Origin of the sequence: Candidatus Nitrotoga sp. BS (assembly GCF_927797785.1) — a bacterium.
In the GTDB taxonomy this organism is placed as follows: Bacteria; Pseudomonadota; Gammaproteobacteria; order Burkholderiales; family Gallionellaceae; genus Nitrotoga.
The window spans coordinates 21,630-40,661 of record NZ_CAKMLL010000085.1 but is presented as its reverse complement, the minus strand read 5'-3'; the positions used below and the strand labels follow the sequence as shown (position 1 = coordinate 40,661).

General features: G+C 52.3%; 13 protein-coding genes and 1 pseudogene. 12 read left to right on the top strand and 2 right to left on the bottom strand.

Going from position 1 to position 19,032, the window contains the following annotated elements:
• The first annotated feature begins 1,104 nt into the window (after positions 1-1,104).
• Together MJ769_RS10905 and tyrS are read left to right on the top strand one after the other, a co-directional pair.
• Positions 1,105-1,710 (top strand): 2OG-Fe(II) oxygenase, encoded by a 606-nt coding sequence (locus tag MJ769_RS10905; RefSeq protein ID WP_239237156.1) that lies wholly within the window; start codon positions 1,105-1,107, stop codon positions 1,708-1,710.
• Positions 1,711-2,038: 328 nt separating this feature from the next.
• On the top strand, positions 2,039-3,235 hold the full coding sequence (gene tyrS, locus MJ769_RS10900; RefSeq protein WP_239237154.1) for a tyrosine--tRNA ligase: 1,197 nt from the start codon (positions 2,039-2,041) through the stop codon (positions 3,233-3,235).
• 27 nt (positions 3,236-3,262) lie between these two features.
• On the opposite strand, the gene folB is transcribed toward tyrS, so the two are convergent.
• Positions 3,263-3,625: a dihydroneopterin aldolase gene (folB, locus tag MJ769_RS10895; RefSeq protein ID WP_239237152.1), complete on the bottom strand. Its 363-nt coding sequence runs from the start codon at positions 3,623-3,625 to the stop codon at positions 3,263-3,265.
• Positions 3,626-3,715: 90 nt separating this feature from the next.
• Here folB and plsY point away from each other — a divergent pair, with 90 nt between their 5' ends.
• Positions 3,716-4,330 carry a glycerol-3-phosphate 1-O-acyltransferase PlsY gene (plsY, locus tag MJ769_RS10890; RefSeq protein WP_239237150.1) on the top strand — a complete coding sequence of 205 codons (615 nt, stop codon included), beginning with the start codon at positions 3,716-3,718 and terminating at the stop codon, positions 4,328-4,330.
• Here the strand turns inward: plsY and tsaD are convergent.
• On the bottom strand, positions 4,318-5,340 hold the full coding sequence (tsaD, locus tag MJ769_RS10885) for a tRNA (adenosine(37)-N6)-threonylcarbamoyltransferase complex transferase subunit TsaD (RefSeq protein ID WP_239237149.1): 1,023 nt from the start codon (positions 5,338-5,340) through the stop codon (positions 4,318-4,320). The two genes, plsY and tsaD, sit on opposite strands and share 13 nt — an antisense overlap.
• 347 nt (positions 5,341-5,687) lie before the next feature.
• Here tsaD and MJ769_RS10880 point away from each other — a divergent pair, with 347 nt between their 5' ends.
• The 9 genes and pseudogenes from MJ769_RS10880 to MJ769_RS10840 form a co-directional block, all read left to right on the top strand.
• A complete protein-coding gene (locus tag MJ769_RS10880) occupies positions 5,688-7,706 on the top strand; it encodes a TonB-dependent receptor plug domain-containing protein (RefSeq protein ID WP_239237148.1) in 2,019 nt (672 codons plus the stop codon).
• Positions 7,707-7,709: 3 nt separating this feature from the next.
• A complete protein-coding gene (locus tag MJ769_RS10875; RefSeq protein ID WP_239237147.1) occupies positions 7,710-8,246 on the top strand; it encodes a YfiR family protein in 537 nt (178 codons plus the stop codon).
• A complete protein-coding gene (locus MJ769_RS10870) occupies positions 8,243-10,222 on the top strand; it encodes a TonB-dependent receptor plug domain-containing protein (RefSeq protein WP_239237146.1) in 1,980 nt (659 codons plus the stop codon). Before MJ769_RS10875 ends, MJ769_RS10870 begins: the two co-directional genes overlap by 4 nt.
• 27 nt (positions 10,223-10,249) lie before the next feature.
• Positions 10,250-10,810, top strand: coding sequence for a YfiR family protein (locus MJ769_RS10865; protein WP_239237145.1), 561 nt, complete (start codon positions 10,250-10,252; stop codon positions 10,808-10,810).
• Positions 10,807-13,635 carry a response regulator gene (locus MJ769_RS10860; protein WP_239237144.1) on the top strand — a complete coding sequence of 943 codons (2,829 nt, stop codon included), beginning with the start codon at positions 10,807-10,809 and terminating at the stop codon, positions 13,633-13,635. The genes MJ769_RS10865 and MJ769_RS10860 overlap by 4 nt, the downstream gene beginning before the upstream one ends.
• Positions 13,632-15,776: a two-component system response regulator gene (locus MJ769_RS10855; RefSeq protein ID WP_239237143.1), complete on the top strand. Its 2,145-nt coding sequence runs from the start codon at positions 13,632-13,634 to the stop codon at positions 15,774-15,776. The genes MJ769_RS10860 and MJ769_RS10855 overlap by 4 nt, the downstream gene beginning before the upstream one ends.
• Entirely contained in the window at positions 15,773-17,671 is a 1,899-nt protein-coding gene (locus MJ769_RS10850; protein ID WP_239237142.1) for a GGDEF domain-containing response regulator, read from the top strand. The genes MJ769_RS10855 and MJ769_RS10850 overlap by 4 nt, the downstream gene beginning before the upstream one ends.
• A 454-nt stretch (positions 17,672-18,125) precedes the next feature.
• Positions 18,126-18,605, top strand: a complete 480-nt coding sequence (ybeY, locus tag MJ769_RS10845; RefSeq protein WP_239237141.1) for an rRNA maturation RNase YbeY — start codon at positions 18,126-18,128, stop codon at positions 18,603-18,605.
• Between the two features lie 65 nt (positions 18,606-18,670).
• Positions 18,671-18,973 (top strand): annotated as a pseudogene (locus MJ769_RS10840) (transposase); the annotation flags it as partial.
• Between the last annotated feature and the right edge of the window lie 59 nt (positions 18,974-19,032).

Below are 19,032 nucleotides of genomic sequence, written 5' to 3'. Positions count from 1 at the left end.
TAAAAACCTGTCAAGTGTTTTCTTGATTATTTATAGGGGTGAGTAGTTACAAAATACTATGGGAGCCATTGGGGGGCTTCGATTTCCGGGATTATGGAAGGTGACGACGAAGTTCGAGTACACCGCAATGGTGTAGCGGTCCAAGGATGGTTCGTACAACCTCTGAGTAAGCGTTGGGCTGCCAGCGCGGGTATGGGGCCTTATGTAGCGATTAATAAACGAGGGAAGGACGATCATCAATTGCATAGCCTGATTTCGTTTCAAGTAGAGCGATATATTGATACTGCATGGAAGGGATTTGTTAACTTCAGCCGAGTCACCACCTTTACATCAAAAAACGATCGAGACCTCTTCAGGATAGGCCTCATGAAACAGTTTGTATTTAGGTTGTATTCCTCATAAAAATGGCAACTCAACTACCACTTGCTAAAGCGTGGTAGGTTGTGCTGGCTGAATAATTTACCTATGGTTGTCTCCAAGCCTCATAGTAAATCTTAAGGGAGCCTCTAAAAATCCAATTTTGCGAGCAGCCGCTTTGCGGCTTGCCTGCTTACCCCAATTCGTCACAATACTGCGTTACTCGAAAAAAATTATCGCTTACATATCAACTATATGCCGCGCTAAAATTTTTTACTTGCGCCTTGACTTGTCTAGAAAATTGAATTTTTAGAGGCACCCTTAAGGCGACAACTAGCCTGACACGGAGCCCCCGTCCCGGTGTAAATCGTCTGACAATTCTGGATGTGCTATCGTTTTTGTGCCATGATTCATTGCGGTCTTCAGAGTTTTATTAGATGCGTGCATGTCATCCATCCTAAGCTCTCTTGCGAGACAGCTTTGTTACTTAACGCGGAAAGTTTTGTGCGTTTTAAGGAGGGTTTGGCTCCGCAGCTATAACTTTAATTTGTAAAGTAATAAAAGATTGGCCTGAATTTATTTAATATAAATTTAAATGCAGGTGATGCGGCAATGTAAATCAAGATACGATGCTGATCTTGGGATTATTATGGATCTACCATGACGGACAGCAATATATGCATGTAGTTTGTGCATTATTTAAAAACTGATGAACCAGGAATTCTGACTTTTTGGGATTAAATAAAAATGATAATTTTACATAGCAAAGATTACATAGCACCTAAATGCGGAGTATTTACACAGGTCGCTAGTGATATATTTTCGACTCCTTTTTGGACGCCTGAATTTTGTGCGGGTCTTATTAAAGAGTTAGATTCAAGACCAGAATTATTTTATGCGCACAATCCAGATGGATATGCCGCTTCTGAACTTAACCTTCATAATTTAAGCAGAGTGTTTTCAATCGATATTTGCAAACAAATTATGGACAAATGTCTTCCTTCGCTTCTTTATGTCTATCCACTGTTGAATATTCTAGGATTTACTTCTCCTTATTTGGTACGTTATGGAGAAAATGATGTAAAAAACATGAGGCTACATCATGATGTCTCTCTTGTATCAATGCTTGTAAAGCTTAATAATGATTATACTGGGGGCGGCCTTTCTTTTCCTCGGCAAGATTACAACAACAAAGATCTTCCCGTTGGGCATGCACTTTTTTGGCCGGGACAGGTTACGCACCCTCATCAAGCTCTTGATGTAACATCTGGAACTAAATACGCATTAACTGTTTGGTCGTGGCCTGTTCCATGGTCTAGTGAGCATGGAATTTCAATTGAGTCTTTAAAATAATGCGGACTCAATTTCGAAGTACCACACTTAGTGGTGGCTTGGTATAGTGCATCGGTGTTTTAGAAAAATAATTACATTTGTTTTTAATTCAATAAGTTATGATAATTGGCAGCGCAATCCACGGCACGTTGTACTTTTCCCCAGGTCACTTGGTTAACCACTAAACGGAGCGGGAGGCAGATAACTCAACCGAACCTGCTTGCGCTGTAGCCTTAAAACATTCCGATCAAATATATCCAATAACGCACGCAAATTTGCGAGCGTTGTTTGGTTTTATGGGTAAATTATTATTTGCCTTGATTAACGAACATAAAAGAATCTGCTCAACATGACATTACAAGAATCAATAGGCGTGATCAAACGTGGTTGCGACGAGTTGCTGTTGGAAACCGAATTAAATCAAAAATTGGTACTGGGACGCCCTTTGCGCATCAAGGCTGGATTTGATCCCACCGCACCGGATTTGCATCTTGGGCATACTGTGTTGCTTAATAAAATGCGGCAGTTACAGGATCTCGGTCACCATGCGCTATTTTTGATTGGCGACTTTACCGGCATGATAGGCGATCCGACTGGCAAAAATACGACTCGCCCACCGCTATCTCGTGAACAGGTAGTAGAAAATGCAGAAAGTTACCGAGAGCAAGTATTCAAGGTGCTGGATCCGGATAAAACCGAAATTGTTTTTAATGCTACTTGGATGGATAAATTTAGCGCGGCTGATTTAATTAAGCTCGCAGCTACCCATACTGTTGCGCGTATGCTGGAGCGCGATGATTTCGGCAAACGCTACAAGAACAGCCAGGCAATCGCGATCCATGAATTTATTTATCCCTTGATACAGGGTTACGACTCAGTGGCGCTCAAAGCTGACTTAGAGTTAGGCGGTTCTGACCAGAAATTCAACCTGCTCATGGGGCGTGAGCTACAAAAACATTACGGCCAGCCTCCGCAGTGCGTGCTTACCATGCCATTATTGTTGGGCTTGGATGGGGTAAACAAGATGTCCAAATCTCTTGGAAATTATATTGGCATCACTGAATCTCCGCAGGAAATGTTTGGCAAGTTAATGTCTGTTTCAGACAAGTTGATGTGGAGTTATCTGGAGTTGCTATCATTTGAGTCGATGAGCACCATTGCCAAATGGCGCGCAGAAGTAGCGCAAGAACGTAATCCACGCGATATCAAAGTATTGCTGGCGCAAGAAATAGTCACGCGCTTCCATAGTCGAGCCGCAGCTGAGAATGCTTTAGCTGAATTCGAGGCGCGTTTCAGGCAAGGTGTGCTGCCAGAAGACATGCCGGAAGTAACGGTTTCCGCCAGTACAGGGAATATCGGTATTGCTCAATTACTCAAGCAGGCCGGGCTGGTGGAAAGTACATCGGAAGCCTTGCGTATGATTACTCAGGGAGCAGTCAAGCTGGATGGTGAAAAGGTCATCGACAAAGCTCTGCAATTGCAAACGGGTGCAGTGGTGGTGGCTCAGGTAGGCAAGCGCAAATTTGGGCGAGTGACGGTAAGCTAGATGAATCAGTTGTGAGAAGTTTCTGTATCAGTTCGGTTTGGTCTGACTGCGTTCAATGCTGATGCCCACCATGCGGTTATTACGTATAGCGTTTAATTTGGCGACACTAACTTTGACCCAAGGTACGTTGAAGTCAGTAAGCAGAATCTGGGCAATGTGTTCAGCCAGTGCTTCCAGCAGGTTGAAGTGGTGGCTGCTTAGTGTGTTTTGGATGTGACGCACGATTTCGGAGTAATCAAGTGCGTCGTGTATATCGTCACTTTGACAGGCACGAGTATTCGGCAGCGCAATCTCCATATCCAGTTGCAGAGTTTGCGGAACGCGCTTCTCCCATTCGTATACACCGATAAGTGTTTCGATTTTAAGTTCGCGTAGAAAAATAATATCCATGAAAAAGCAGTGTGAGTTTGATAGGTTTGGCGTTTGCTGGCTTTGTAAATTTAAAAAAATTTGCCATTAGCACATTTTAAGGTATTTCAAATGATGAACCTGTTTTTTGTTGTATGCGCTTATTTCCTGGGTTCGATTTCTTTCGCGGTGATAATGAGCCGATTGTTTGCATTACCTGATCCACGCACTTACGGTTCGCATAACCCGGGTGCGACCAATGTGCTGCGTAGTGGCAATAAATGGGCTGCGATATTAACATTGTTGGGTGATGCAGCAAAAGGCTGGCTGGCGGTATGGTTGGCTCAACACTTTGAGCCACAGGACGGCAACTTGATGGTGGTTGCAGCAGTGGCGCTTGCAGTATTTCTGGGTCATCTTTTTCCTGTTTTTCTACGCTTCAACGGTGGCAAGGGCGTGGCTACTGGATTGGGTGTGCTGCTAGCGCTTAATGTGTGGTTAGGATTGGCGGTATTGGCGACTTGGGTGTTGGTTGCAATGTTGTTCCGCCTATCTTCATTGGCGGCATTAGTGGCAGCTGTGAGTGCACCTATCTATGCCATGATATTGGATTTACCGTCTGAATATCTGCTGACGTTAACGGGAATTTCATTATTGTTGATTTGGCGCCACAAGAGCAATATTCAGAATTTCTGGGCGGGCAAGGAAAGCCGCATTCTCAAGAAGGGCAGCAATCATTCGGAATAGTTGAGTTGTTGCAAATCCCAGCGCGGTTTGACATTGAAACGATAGTCGCTTTTCGTCTCTTGTTCTTGCAGGCGAAGCGCGGCGGCAAAGGCGATCATGGCACCATTGTCGGTGCAAAATTCAAGCTCAGGATAAAACACGCGAAAGCCGCCATTGCTGGCCGCTTCCTTGAGTCGTGCGCGAAGCTGTTGGTTTGCACTTACTCCGCCGGCGATCACCAGTTGATTAAGTCCAGTTTGCTTTACTGCAGCCACGGACTTGGTGGTGAGTACATCCACGATTGCTTCTTGTGCGGCATAGGCGATGTCAGCACGAGTTTGTTCATCTAGCGTGTGTTTACGCGTTAGAGTTAACACGGCAGTCTTCAGTCCGCTGAAGCTGAAATCCAGATTGCCACTATGTTGCATGGGGCGCGGCAAATGGAATCGACCGGGCCGACCTTGATTAGCCAGCTTAGCCAGTTCGGGGCCGCCTGGGTAGCAAAGGCCAATAAGCTTGGCACTCTTATCGAAAGCTTCACCAGCGGCATCATCTAATGTATCCCCTAACAAAGTGTATTTGCCCACACCATCCACGCGCATGAGTTGAGTATGTCCGCCGGAAACTAACAGTGCGATGAAAGGAAAATTCAGGGCGGAGTCGGATAACAGAGGGGATAACAAATGTCCTTCCAGATGGTGGATGCCAATGGCAGGAATATTGAGTGAATACGCCAGCGAGCAAGCGATACTTGCGCCTACTAATAGCGCACCAGACAAACCGGGGCCTTGGGTATAAGCGATAGCGTTCACATCTTGCAGGCGGCATTTGGCTTCAGTTGCCACCAAGCGTATCAAGGGAAGCATGCGATGGATGTGATCGCGTGACGCCAGTTCCGGCACCACGCCGCCATATTCATTGTGCATGGCCACTTGTGTATGTAGTGCATGAGCCAGCAATCCACGCTCAACGTGATACATGGCGACACCGGTTTCATCGCAAGAGCTTTCAATACCCAATATCAGTTTCATAGCGGCAGTTCATTTAATAATGAGGGACATATTGTAGCGTTTTGCAAGTATGAACACTCAATGTGCAGACTTAGTGCAGTGCTTGTGAATTATTTTAACGGGTCAACTCTTCGCTTGCTGCGCATCGCGGAAATTCTTCATGTGGTGGTCATTATCCACTTCACACCGTGCGCATTTGCAAGGGCTTTGGCACCCTGCGGGCGAGAGCTTTTGTAGATCTAAATAAATAAATCTGAAACAAACGCTCTGCAGAAGGTTTCCTCGTAAGGCATATTGCCGAGATTAAAGTACAGCCCTTGGTTGCCGACAATAGCTATTAGACTTGATCGATTGTAGTTTTTATTGCCATGAATAATGACCTGAATTTGACTTCAAAACGCATCCCCCCAATATTAATCAGCCTCGTCCTGGCGGTAGCCCCTGCGCATTGGGCACATGCCGACAGCGACCTGGCGGCGCTCGACCTCAGTCTGGAAGAGCTGATGCAAGTGGTGGTGACCTCCGTGACTAAGAAGGAGCAGACCCTGCACAAGACGGCGGCGGCAGCCTTCGTCATTCAAGCCGAGGAGATTCGCCGTAGCGGCGCCTCTAATATACCTGAGGCCCTGCGCCTGGCGCCAGGGGTGCAGGTCTCCGCCCTCGGTAACAACAAATGGGCGGTATCCATCCGTGGCCAGGCTGACCGCTTTAGCAACAAACTTTTGGTGCTGGTGGACGGGCGCAGCGTGTACAACCCTGTATTCTCTGGTGTGCTGTGGGAGGCGCTGGACATTCCGCTGGAAAATATTGCCCGTATTGAAGTGATCCGCGGACCCGGTGCCGCAGTCTGGGGCGCCAATGCTGTGAACGGTGTGATCAACATTATCACCAGCTCCCCCTCTCAAAATTTAGGTGGCAAGGTTGTCCTTGCTGCGGGCAGTGAGTTGCGCGGCTACACTCTGGCACGTTACGGCTGGAATCTTGATCCGGACACGTCCGTGCAGATTCACGCCAAGGCGCATGACTACGACGTTTCCCAAAGCGTCACCGGTGGAAAAGGTGCCGACGACTGGCGCAACCAAAGCGCCGGCTTCAAGCTTGAAAGTTTGAAAGAGGCAGGCAGCCTGCAACTACAAGGCGGTGTTTACAATTCTCGCGCGGGGGACGAACTGACGATGATCAGCGCGCCGCCAGCCAACACCCTGGTGCGCGCTACTCAGGAGATGTCAGGCAGCCATTTGCTGGCCCGCTGGGACGACAAGGCAAGTACAACTCGTCAGAACAGCTTTCAGGTTTCTCTGGAGCAATCGAGCTATAAGCATGTCATCTTAACCGAGCAACATTTTACACTGGACCTGCAATATAAGCAGCGGCTGGGCTTGGGTGATCACCATGATGTGTTATGGGGGTTGGATTACCGGCACATCAGCGACCGCATTGACAGCTCTCCCCTGCTCATAGTGAGCGACAGGAAGCGTAACACCGCCCAGTACAGCATCTTCCTGCAGGACGAGATCGTCCTGCAACCTGATCTCTGGAGTTTGAGTATGGGCGCGCGTCTGGAACACAACAATTACATCGGCGCCGTGTTACAACCCAACCTGCGTCTTATGTGGACCCCCGATAAGCAAAATAGCGTCTGGTTATCCTTGGCGCGGGCAGTCCGCACGCCCTCACGCAGTGAGCGCGGCGCGGCAATCAATGTGCAGGCAGATCCGGTTGGAGTGCCGCCTTTTGTACCGCCCTTCGTAGTGCAATTCTTGAACAACCAGTTGCAGGAAGAAAAACTGGATGCCCTGGACCTGGGCTGGCGCTTTCAGATCAACCCAACCACCAGTGTGGATCTGGCCGCTTTTCTTTATCGTTATGACCAACTGCGTGGTGCCGCTAACGCAGCACCCACATTGATACTGCCGGCCGGTTATCTACTTTTCCAGACCCAGGAAAATAATGCCAACAGTGGCCGTGCTCATGGCTTGGAGGCCGCTCTAGACTGGCGACCCAAACCGGACTGGCGGTTGCAGGCAAACTACAGCTGGCTGAACCTGGCGGTGCAGACCGCTGACTTGCCCGGGCAAACCCCTAGCGGATATGCCGACACCTCGCCGGCTCACCAATTCTCACTACGCTCTTCTCTCGATCTGACCAGAAAGGTGCGCTGGGACGCCTGGATGCGGTATGTCAGCGAAATCAAACGATACGCTATTCCCGCCTACACCACCTTGGATATGCGTTTGGCCTGGCAGCCTGAAAAAGATTTGGAGGTTTCCCTGGTCGGTCAAAACCTGCTTGATAGCGCCCATCCAGAGTTTGGCAATCAATTTATACAGTCCACCCTCAACGAGGTGCAGCGCGGTTTCTATGTAAAAGCAGACTGGAAATTCTAAATTATGTCTGTAACCTCAATTTTTGCCTGGCAAAGGGCTTTGCTAGCGTTGCTGATGCTACTGTCTGGGGTAGTCCATGCCGACACCCAGAAGGAAGACAGCATCAAGGCGGGCTTCCTATTCAACTTCGCTAAATATGTGGAGTGGCCCGCCAAGACCATGAAGGATGGCAAGTTGCGGGTCTGCGGTCTGAGTTCTGAACCTTTGTCCGGCAATCTTGTTAAGTTACAGGGTCGTGTGATACAGGAGCGCGTGATACAGGTTTACACGTCGGTGGGCCCGGATGACTGGCACAACTGCCATGTATTGTTTATTTCTGCCGATGAATCGCAACGCGTAGAAACACTGCTGCGTGCGGTGGCCAAAGCTCCGGTGCTGACAGTGAGTGACAGCGAAGACTTCACCAATTCCGGCGGCATAATTGGACTGAAGCTGCACATCGGACGAATACGTTTCAATATCAACCAGGGCGTTGCCAACAAGGCAGGTCTTATTATGAGTAGCCAATTGTTAAAACTTGCTGATGAGGTGCTGCCATGAAAGCACCCGTTAATCACTTCTCTTCCCGCCTTTCCATCCTGATCTTGCTTTCGGCCACCGTTTGGGGTGAAGCTGCCTGGGCAAAGAAAGATCTGACCGAATTAAGTCTGGAAGAGCTACTCAACGTCACCATTGTCGGTGCTTCCAAATACGAGCAAAAGCAAAGCAAGGTTCCCGCAGCAGTCAGCGTTATTACCCGCCAGGAGATCAAGACCTTCGGCTGGCGTACACTGGCAGAGGCAATGGCCAGCTTGCCCGGTATGCAAATCACTTACGACCGTCAGTACACCTATCTCGGCACACGTGGCTTAGGTCTGCCAGGCGATCTGACGGCGCGTGTGCTGATCACTGTCAACGGCAACCGCGTCAACGATCCCGTTTATGACGGTGGTCCCGCAGGACGGGAGTTTCCACTCGACATGGATATGATTGAGCGCATCGAATTTATCCCCGGTCCAGGCGGCGCGGTGTATGGCCAAAATGCCATGTTCGGCGTGGTCAACGTCATCACACGTACCGGTGCCGATGTAGGCGGTACAGAGCTGAGCGCGGCCTACTATGGCTCACAAGCCGCGAACGAAGGGCGAGCAAGCTGGGGCAAGGTGCTCGACAACGGCATCGATGTACTGGTGTCGGTGTCTAGCCTGCGCGCGCGCGGTGAAGACCGCTTCTTTGATTTCGGCTCGACCGGCATTTCCGGCGTGGCCGCTGGCATGGATGCAGAGAGCAGCCAGAAGTTCTTCGCGAGCATCGCCCGCGGCCCCTGGTCTTTCAATCTGGTACATGGCGATCGCAGCAAGGACGATCCCACTGGCGGATTTCGCTCGGACCCGCTTGTAGCAGGGCAGTATCAGGGCGACCGCTATAACTTGGCGCAGCTGCAGTACCAGGACGCCTTCGTCGACGATACGCTGCACGTGTTTGGACGGCTGTTCACGGGTAATTACCGCTACCGTAGTATCCTCAGCTACGACACCTTAGTCTCCTTTCCTGCCAATGGTGACTGGTATGGTGCCGAGTGGCGCCTGATATCCACAGCGGTGGCCGGACACAAGTTGATGATGGGGGTCGAAGCCCAGGACAACGCGCATACAGACCAGGCAGTGCTCGACCTTGCCAACCCGAACAACAACGTCAGTATCACGAAGTCGGGCTACCGCATCGGCACTTATGTCCAGGACGAATGGCGCATCGCCGAGACGCTGACGGGCACCGTGGGCCTGCGGGTTGATCGCAACGATGTCACCGGGATCAAGTCGAGCCCTCGCGCGGCCCTGATCTGGCAGGCCACGGCGGCCACCACATTCAAAATGCTGGCCGGTCGAGCACATCGTGCCCCCAACGTCTACGAACGTGATTTCTACGATGGCCTGGCGCAGGCCCGCAATCCAGAGCTGAAAGGCGAGAGCATCGACACGATGGAAATCGTCGCTGATCATCGTGTGGGCAACGATCTGACGCTGCGAAGCTCGGTATACCAGTGGACCATGCGAGACCTCATCACGCTGGGCATAGATCCGGCGAGTGGCCTGGCGCAATATCAGTCGGGCGAGACAGTCAAAGCCCACGGGCTGGAGCTGTCGGCCGACAAGACCTGGGAAGCGGGCGCACGCCTGCGCGGCAGTATGTCGATGCAGAACTTGGCCTACACCAGCGGTGCCAAGCTGCTCAACTCGCCCAAGGTGTTGGGCAAGCTGAACCTGTCCGCCCCCTTGCCGTGGGCCGGCCTGCGCGCGGGCTATGAGTTTCGCTACGACAGCAAACGACAGAGCTTGGATAGCAGTAATCTGGGCGGCTACGCAATTTCGAACCTGAACCTGAGTACCGAGGCTCTGGCCAAGGGACTGGGCCTTTCGCTGGCTATCTACAACCTGTTCGACAAGCGCTACGCGCACCCGGGCGCCGACACCAATTGGCAGAACGCCTTGGAGCAAGACGGCCTAAGTATTCGGCTGAAAATGCGTTACAGTTTCTGATGCTCGAAGACTTTATATCAATAGCGTATGTTTTGTGAGATCAAGGTGCGCCTGATTAGAAGCTACTCAACCCTAATTCTCGGCTTGACGCTGACAGCCTTTACGGGCTTGGTCTGGGCGGAGTACACCGAGGTTGAGATCAAGGCTGCTTTCATACTCAACTTCGCCAAGTACGTGGAGTGGCCCGCCAATTCCCTGAATGACACGCCGGGGAAGCTGACCATGTGCATGGTGGGTAAGCGGGATGCACTGTTCGATACACTGACGGCGATGGAGGGCAAGATCGTCAATAACCTCAGCCTGCGAGTGCGCGCCGCCGACCGCAACGACAATCTCATGGGCTGTCACGTGCTGGTGATGGCCGAGAGCGAGGCGGAGCACTTCGAGAAAGTCCTCAGACCTCTGGTTGGGACGCCGGTACTGACGGTGAACGGCTCAAGCCGCTTCCTCGAAGCCGGCGGGATCGTCAGTCTGATTGTCGAGAACAACAAGGTGCGCTTCGACATCAACCTGAGCGCGGCACGGCGCAACAAAATTGTGATGTCATCCAATCTACTCAAACTGGCCAGACAAGTGAGGCAGCTATGAAGAATATTTTGAACCAAACTTCTCTAAAACAACGCCTGATATGGCTGCTGGCGGGTATGGCCATGCTGGCTCTGACTCTGTCTTCACTCATCTTCTTCGCGACTGGCGTTCTGCGGCAGCAGGCTGCCATCATGGATCAATTATATGGTATGGCAGAAGTTGTGGCGGCTAATGCTGAATCGGCTGTCGTGTTCGGTGACAGCAAGGCAGCGGGGGTAAGTCTGTCCAGCCTGGGCAATCGGAGAGAAATCCTCGCCGCCCGGATTGTGCTGCCCAATGAACAAGTATTCGCGACCTATCCAGAACATAGTGCGCCCGAGATGTTCACCAAGCTAACGCCCCATTCTTTCACAGAGCGCATGCCGTTCACTGGCTTGCGCCTGAGAGTGGACCACAAATTATCGGCACGAGACGGCAGCGAGTTGCATGGTGGCGCCCAAGGCAGCACGGAAAAACTGGGTACCCTGTCCATTGTCATAGATTTGTCCGACATGTGGAGGCAAATCCGCCAGGATATTTTGACTACTTTTGGAATAAGCTTGCTGGTATTTCTGGTAGCAGTACTGGCGGCAGTACGCCTGCAGCGCCGCATCAGCGAACCAATCCTGAAGCTGGCCGAAGTCGCCCGCCGCGTAGCCCATACCAAAGATTTCGAGTCGCGCATTATAAAGACCAGCAATGACGAGATAGGTATTCTGGTGGACAGCTTTAACGACATGTTGAGCAATATTCAGAGCCGTGAAGAAAACCTGAATAAACATCGGGATCATCTGGAAGAAATGGTGGAGTCACGCACTGCCGAGCTGCGCGCGGCGATGGAGCAGGCCAAAGCGGCCAGCCGAACCAAGAGCGAATTCCTGGCCACCATGAGCCATGAGATTCGCACCCCAATGAACGGTGTGCTGGGCATGAGCGAGCTGTTGTTCGATACCCGTCTGGACGCTACCCAGCGGCGTTACACCGAGTCGGTGCTGAATTCCGGCCGGCATTTGCTGGGCATCATCAACGACATCCTGGATTTCTCCAAGATCGAGTCCGGACACATGGAGCTGGAGGCCGTGGAGTTCAGTCTGGGCGATCTGTTGGAGGAGACGGTCGCTATGTTTATCCAACAAGCTGAGGAGAAAAAACTGGAGCTGGCGATCCAGCTGTCTCCCCCCAATATACCCATCAAGGTGCGCGGCGACCCGCTGCGCCTGCGCCAAATACTGGCCAATCTTCTCAACAATGCGATGAAATTCACGAACAAGGGAGAGGTGGTCGTGCGTGCGCAAGCGAATGTCGAAATGGAGCAGGATGTCCGCATCTATCTGAGCGTGGAGGACTCCGGCATCGGCATTGCGCCAGAGGCCCACGAAAAGATATTCGAGCATTTTGCCCAGGCCGACGGATCTACCACCCGACAGTTCGGTGGCACCGGGCTCGGTCTTGCCATCTGCAAACGTCTGGTGGAGTTGATGGGCGGTAAAATAGGGGTGGAAAGCACGCTGGGGAAGGGTTCCAAATTTTGGATCAACTTCGTCCTACCCAAGAGTCAAGACATGGTGCTCATGCCGGCCTTCAGCCCCAGCCTGGACGGAGTGCGCGTATTGGCGGTGGACGACAGTCACACCAATCTGGAGATCCTGCGGCTCCAGATGACTGGATGGAACATGCATGTGACTTGTGCAGAAAGCGGCGATCAGGCCTTGGAGAAGATGGTCTCGGCCACAGCAGCCGGCACGCCTTTCGATCTAGTGATTCTGGATATGCACATGCCGCAGATGGACGGTTTACAGTTGGCGCACGCCATCACGGCTAGGCCAGAACTGGCCAGATCACGCCTGATTATGCTCACTTCCACTTACATGGTCGGCAATTCCCAGGAACGCAAGCAGGCCGGGATATTGCGCTGCATCAGCAAACCCATCCGTCAGTCAGAGTTGTACGAGGTCATTTGCTGGGCGTTAAAGGAAGGCCAGTCTGATATCAGTTCGGTAGAGGTGGATGGAGAAACTGCGGCAATGACAATAGTTGCACCTAAATCTGTCCTGCATGGTGCTGTCCTGCTTGCTGAGGATAATCGGGTCAACCAGGAAGTGGCCAAAGCCATGCTGGGCAGCCTGGGTCTGACTGCGGATGTCGTCAACAATGGTGAAGAGGCGTTGGCGATCATAAAGAAAAAGTCTTACGACATCGTTCTGATGGATTGTCAGATGCCGGTGATGGACGGCTATCAGGCTACAGCGGCCATTCGCAAGCGTGAAGTAGGCAACGCCAGACGACTGCCCATAGTCGCCATGACGGCCAACACCATGGAGGGCGATCGCGACCAGTGCCTCGCGGCTGGTATGGACGACTACCTGTCCAAGCCCTATTCCAAGAAACAGTTGCAACAGGTTCTTGTCCGCTGGCTGCAGCCAGAAACAAAAGCAGGGATTGCCCCATCTGAAGTAACGGTGGTAGATACGCCCGTTGCAGCAAACCGGGCTGCTGCCATCAACACGAAGTTCATGGGTCAACTGCGCGAATTGGATCCCTCAGGCGGCTTTGATCTGGCACGACAGATTATGCAGGTTTACCTGGAGAGTACAGGCAACATGGTGTGTCAGGTCGAGCAGGCGATCGCCGCAGGCGATTCCGAGGCCTTGCGCCGCGCCGTCCATTCCCTTAAGTCCAGTTCTGCCAACGTGGGAGCCGAGACGTTGTCCGGTCTGTTCAGGCAACTGGAGGGATTGGGTCGAGAGGGTAAGCTGGATGAGGCAAGCGCTCTTTTCGGCGTGGCGCGGCGGGAATACGATCAGGCAGTGAATGAGATCCGCGCCTTACTGGTGGAGTGCGCATGAGCCATCAACCTATGCGCATTCTGGTCGTTGACGATGATCCCACCGCCCGTCTGCTGATGCGGGCGGCACTGGAGAAGTCCGGCTACGAAGTCTGTCTGGCCGAGAATGGCAAGGATGCCCTGTGCCAGATTCGCCTCCAATCTTTTGATCTAGTCATGCTGGATGTGGAAATGCCCGGACTGAACGGCTATCAAGTCTGCGGCCAGTTGCGTCAAGAGATGGGCAACGAGCTGCCCATCATCATGGTAACCGGCATGGATGACTATGAGTCCATCGAGAAAGCCTTTGCTTCGGGCGCCACGGACTTTATTGCCAAGCCTATCAGCTGGGGGCTCATCGGTCATCGGGTGAAATATCTGCTGCGCGCCTATCGAGTGTTGCAGGATCTGCACGCCTCCAATGCGCGCAACCTGGCGATCTTGAATGCCATCCCCGATCTCCTGTTCGAAATGGACTTGGACGGCCGCTACCTGGATTTTCACTCACCACATAGCGACCAGTTGGCCGTGCCGCCCACCCAGCTCTTGGGTAAAACGGTCACAGAAGTTCTTCCACCAGAGGCGGCAGCCACCTGCTTGTCGGCACTGCGGGAGGCGTATGAACAAGGCAGGTCTATCGGTAAACAGTTTGAACTGCCACTACCCCAAGGCACATGTTGGTTCGAGCTTTCTGTTTCGATCAAGAAGGGCATTTCCGCACAAAAGCCCCATTTTATTATCTTGTCGCGCGATATCACCTCGCGGAAAGAGGCCGAGAACAGGATTCACCGTCTGGCCTTTTTCGACCCCTTGACCGGTCTTCACAACCGACTTTCCTTTTTCGATCGGCTGGAACGAGAGATTCAGCGTGCCAGCTTCCAAAGCAACAAATTGGCCATCTTGTTTCTGGATCTGGACGGTTTCAAGAACGTCAATGATACCCTGGGCCATGGCGCTGGCGACTTGCTGTTGCAATGGGTGGCCGATCGGTTACTGCAGGGGGTACGTCCTGCTGACATGGTGGCGCGAAATGCTTCCGTGGAGACTGAAGTCGAACTGGCGCGAATGGGTGGCGACGAATTCACAGTGCTCATTCCCAATCTGCAGTTTTCAGAAGGCGCTATGATCACGTCGCACCGTATTCACGAGTTGTTGCGCCGACCTTTCATCCTGGAGGGGCGAGAGGTCGTCATGACTACCAGCATCGGTATCGCCATCTATCCAGATGATGGCCAGGACGCAGCTACCCTGCTTAAGCATGCGGATACCGCCATGTACCATGCCAAGGATCATGGGCGCGACAACTCCCAGTTCTACAGCGCTTCCCTCACCATTGAGGCTATGCGGCGACTCAACCTGGAAAGCAACTTGCGCACGGCCATTGAGCGTGGCGAGTTTTTCCTGGTCTATCAGCCTCAGCTGGACTTGGCCAGCGGCCGCATACAATCCCTGGAGGCACTGATCCGTTGGAATCACCCGAAACAGGGACTTATTTCGCCCATGGATTTCATTCCCATGGCGGAAGAGAACGGACTGATTGTGCCGATCGGTGAGTGGGTCCTGCGCACCGTTTGCAGCGACTTGGCCCGCTGGCATGCCGCCGGCCATCCGCTACGTGTTGCGGTTAATCTGTCCCCCATTCAATTTAGGGATCCCCAACTGGGCAGCCGAATTAAAGACATCCTGGCCGACACGAAAGTTGCGCCACGATGGCTTGAGTTGGAGGTGACCGAAGGTGCTTTGATGGAAAACAACGCCTCTACCTTGGAAACCCTCATTGCCTTGCGTGAGATTGGCATACAGTTGTCGCTGGATGACTTTGGTACCGGTTATTCCTGTCTGAGTTATCTTAAAAGTCTGCCGCTGAATAATATCAAGGTGGATCAGAGTTTCGTGCGCGGCCTGCCAGCAGACATGGAGAGCCTGGCCATCATTCGGACCATCATTTCCCTGGCCAAAAACCTGGGATTCACAGTCACTGCCGAAGGTATCGAGACTCTCGATCAGGCACGCATCTTGCGTGGTATGGACTGTGAAATACTACAAGGCTACTACATTAGCAAACCGGTGCTCGCCAGTGAAATCCCCGCCTTGCTGGAACGGCGCTGGACTGTGGATGAGCCGTCCTGCACAAAATCAGAACCCTTGCACAGGCAAGCATGAACAGAATCGAACAATTGCGGATAAGCGGCAAGCTACCCAGCCCCAAAGGGGTAGCGCTGACCATCATGGAAATAAGCTTGCGCGAGAATGCGACCCTGAGCGAGGTGACCAAAGTGGTGCAAACCGACCCTGCTCTCTCCAGCCGTCTGTTGCGTCTGGCAAACTCGTCAGCCGAAGCGAGTCGGCCACTAGCCTCCATCAATGATGCGGTCATGCGCCTCGGGATGGTCGCCGTTCGTCAAATAGCCATGGGCTTTTCTCTAGTGGACCAGTACCACGAAGAAACCTGTCAGGGCTTCGACTATCAGGGATTCTGGTCCCATTCCCTGTTCATGGCGTTGGCCAGTCAGGAATTGGGCAGGGTGATACGAATTGCTTCACCGGACGATTTATTCGCCTGTGGACTGCTGGCGCAGATCGGCAAACTGGCACTGGGCACTGCCTATCCTGTGGACTACGCCGCCATACTGGAACAGCAGGCTAGCGGGGAAGAATTGCTGGCACTGGAACGTGAACGTCTGAGCGTGGATCACTGCGAGATTACCGCTGCCATCTTGGCCGACTGCGGCATCGCCAAAGTACTGGCGGAACCGATTTATTATCACGAAGCCCCCGATCTGTCTGACTTTTCTGAGGGTTCCCGGCCTTACCAATTGACCCATGTGTTCTACCAGGCCAGACGCATGGCCGATCTCGGCCTGGCTTTCGAGGCTGAACGCCATAGCAAGATATCCGAGCTTTTGCGCTTGGGCGGCAAAATCGGTTTGGATGTTGAATCTTTTGGCGAACTGTTCGACCGGGTCGTGCAGCAATGGCACGAATGGAGCAAGCTGCTAAAGGTGCTGGCGAACCCGCTTCCCGCGTTCAGCGTCATGACCAGCGCTCCGCTTCCCCGTCCTGAGCAAGAGGAGCCAAAGACGGCCTGCAAGCGGGTGCTTCTGGTAGAAGACGAACCTACAACACGCATCATGATGGAAGGCGTGCTGCACAAACTGCTTGGCTGTAAAGTTTATACAGCCGAAAATGGCAAGGACGCCCTGACCATGGCGTTGGAGGTTATCCCCCAGATTATCATTACCGACTGGCTCATGCCGGTCATGGACGGCTTGGAATTCTGCCGCACACTGCGCGCCACGGACTGGGGTCAGTCTATATACGTGATCATGTTGACGGGCGTGGAGACAGAGGAGAACATCGTCGAGGCCTTCGAGGCAGGAGTTGACGATTACGTGACCAAACCGATGAACATCCGCGCCCTGAATGCCCGCATGCGGGCGGCCCTGCACTATGTGAATCTGTTGGAAACCTGGGAGTACGATCGGGCGCAACTCAAGCAATTCGCTGCTGATTTAGCCATTAGCAACCGACGGCTCGAACACACCGCGATGACTGATCTGTTGACTGGGTTGCCAAACCGACGGGCCGGCATGGAGGCACTGTCCAGGAATTGGAGCGCCTCCATGCGCACCGGCAAGCCTGTGGCGGCGATGATGATCGATGTAGACCTCTTCAAGTCTATCAACGACCGGCATGGCCACGCCGTGGGCGATCAGGTGCTGCAGGAAGTGGCTAAGGCTATCCAATCCTCTGCCCGAAAGGACGACAGCGTCTGCCGTATGGGCGGTGAGGAGTTCCTGCTGTTGTGTCACGACACCGATCTCCAGTCGGCATTGCTGGCGGCCGAGCGTCTGCGCAAGATGGTCAAGGCCCTGAAGATCAGCATCGACGGCATGGATATCCAGACTTCGGTCAGCATCGGTGTGGCTGGCCGGGAGGCAAGCATGGAGGATGCGGACGACATGATTCTGGGTGCAGACAAAGCGCTTTACGCCGCCAAGAACGCCGGCCGCAACCAAACCTGCCTCTTTGCACAGGGTAGGACCCATTGCACCTGAAGTAAAAGTCAAACGCTTTGATCTATCGGCCAAAGAGTTTGCCGTGCTCGTATGACTGGTGAAATACGCCGCGTCTTCTAGCCTGCCGCAGTATGGCGTGCGTATCACCAGGCAAGCGTTCAGGGTAGAATTCCAATCTATATCTTCCCATAGACTGGGCGGGCGATGCAGAGCATCGAAAGGCAGCGGTACGCCTGTACTTGAGCGTCCCTCTCGCAAGCGCTTTGGGACGTTGTCTGTATTGCAATTGGGTATGCCAAAAATTCGTTTGTGACACGGTAATACTAGCTAGAGTTGCAGAACACATTTTCCGAATTTTTATACTGAGGCTGCGCTTAATGAAGCCAAGTGCAATTATTGCAAGGCAGCTTCTGAGTAGTTTGGATAGCCGTTATTATTCCATCGGCAGCACATACAACACGTTGTTCAATAACTTGGTTTTGAATTGAGGACTATGACTGCGCAAAAATTATCTCTATCTGTTCAGTATGCAGTTGAAAGGGTGAATCTGCCCACACGCCAACAGTTCCGTCGTTGGATAAAGGTTGCATTGCAACGCGATGTGCAAATCGTGCTGCGTATCGTAGACGAAATAGAAGGGCGTGCGCTGAACAAACAGTTTCGCGGCAAGGATTACGCTACTAACGTACTTACGTTTACCTACGCAGATACCGATCAGCCGTCTGATACTGTCGATTTTCTGTATGGCGATATCGTGATCTGCGCGCCAGTGGTGGAAAAGGAGGCGCGCGAGCAACGCAAGGATTCGTGCGCTCACTACGCTCATCTCGCCGTCCATGCAGTCCTGCATTTGCAAGGATATGACCACGAAAATGAGCCAGATGCCGCCATAATGGAAGCGCTGGAAACTAAATTGCTGGCAAAATTAGGGCATGTTGATCCTTACGAAGTTGGGCGGAAGTCTAGAGGTTGATCCGAGAAGACCTCAGCCCAGGAAGGATGGTGGTGCGATACGTGCATCTATGCGTACATCATGATTATGAAGCCAAGCGCAAGATATTCATGGTTCTGGATAGCTTGCGACTCCACCATGCCAAGCCAGTTAAGGCCTGGTTCGTGAAACATCAGGACGAGGTTGAAGTGTTTTATCTGCCGAGTTTCAGCCCTGAGTTGAATCCAGATGAAATGCTGAATGCCGATCTCAATCAGGCAGTGATGACCAAGGCACTTGCGCGAACAAAGGGGCAGCTACTTATACTTAAGGCGATTCCCAGCCATACGCGCACGTTACAGAAATCACCCGAGCGTGTAACAAGCTACTTTGAACTTGCTCCTGTATAAGGATGCAGCTTAAGTTAAATAATTTATTACTGGATCAATTATGACTCATCCAGCAAATC

Bases quoted from the DNA above. Each gene is read 5' to 3' on its own strand.
- MJ769_RS10865 (WP_239237145.1), top strand. From the start codon at position 10,250: ATGTTTTGTGAGATCAAGGTGCGCCTGATTAGAAGCTACTCAACCCTA.
- MJ769_RS10850 (WP_239237142.1), top strand. From the start codon at position 15,773: ATGAACAGAATCGAACAATTGCGGATAAGCGGCAAGCTACCCAGCCCC.
- MJ769_RS10855 (WP_239237143.1), top strand. From the start codon at position 13,632: ATGAGCCATCAACCTATGCGCATTCTGGTCGTTGACGATGATCCCACC.
- folB (WP_239237152.1), bottom strand. From the start codon at position 3,625: ATGGATATTATTTTTCTACGCGAACTTAAAATCGAAACACTTATCGGT.
- MJ769_RS10880 (WP_239237148.1), top strand. From the start codon at position 5,688: ATGAATAATGACCTGAATTTGACTTCAAAACGCATCCCCCCAATATTA.
- MJ769_RS10870 (WP_239237146.1), top strand. From the start codon at position 8,243: ATGAAAGCACCCGTTAATCACTTCTCTTCCCGCCTTTCCATCCTGATC.
- plsY (WP_239237150.1), top strand. From the start codon at position 3,716: ATGATGAACCTGTTTTTTGTTGTATGCGCTTATTTCCTGGGTTCGATT.
- tyrS (WP_239237154.1), top strand. From the start codon at position 2,039: ATGACATTACAAGAATCAATAGGCGTGATCAAACGTGGTTGCGACGAG.
- ybeY (WP_239237141.1), top strand. From the start codon at position 18,126: ATGACTGCGCAAAAATTATCTCTATCTGTTCAGTATGCAGTTGAAAGG.
- MJ769_RS10875 (WP_239237147.1), top strand. From the start codon at position 7,710: ATGTCTGTAACCTCAATTTTTGCCTGGCAAAGGGCTTTGCTAGCGTTG.
- tsaD (WP_239237149.1), bottom strand. From the start codon at position 5,340: ATGAAACTGATATTGGGTATTGAAAGCTCTTGCGATGAAACCGGTGTC.
- MJ769_RS10905 (WP_239237156.1), top strand. From the start codon at position 1,105: ATGATAATTTTACATAGCAAAGATTACATAGCACCTAAATGCGGAGTA.
- MJ769_RS10860 (WP_239237144.1), top strand. From the start codon at position 10,807: ATGAAGAATATTTTGAACCAAACTTCTCTAAAACAACGCCTGATATGG.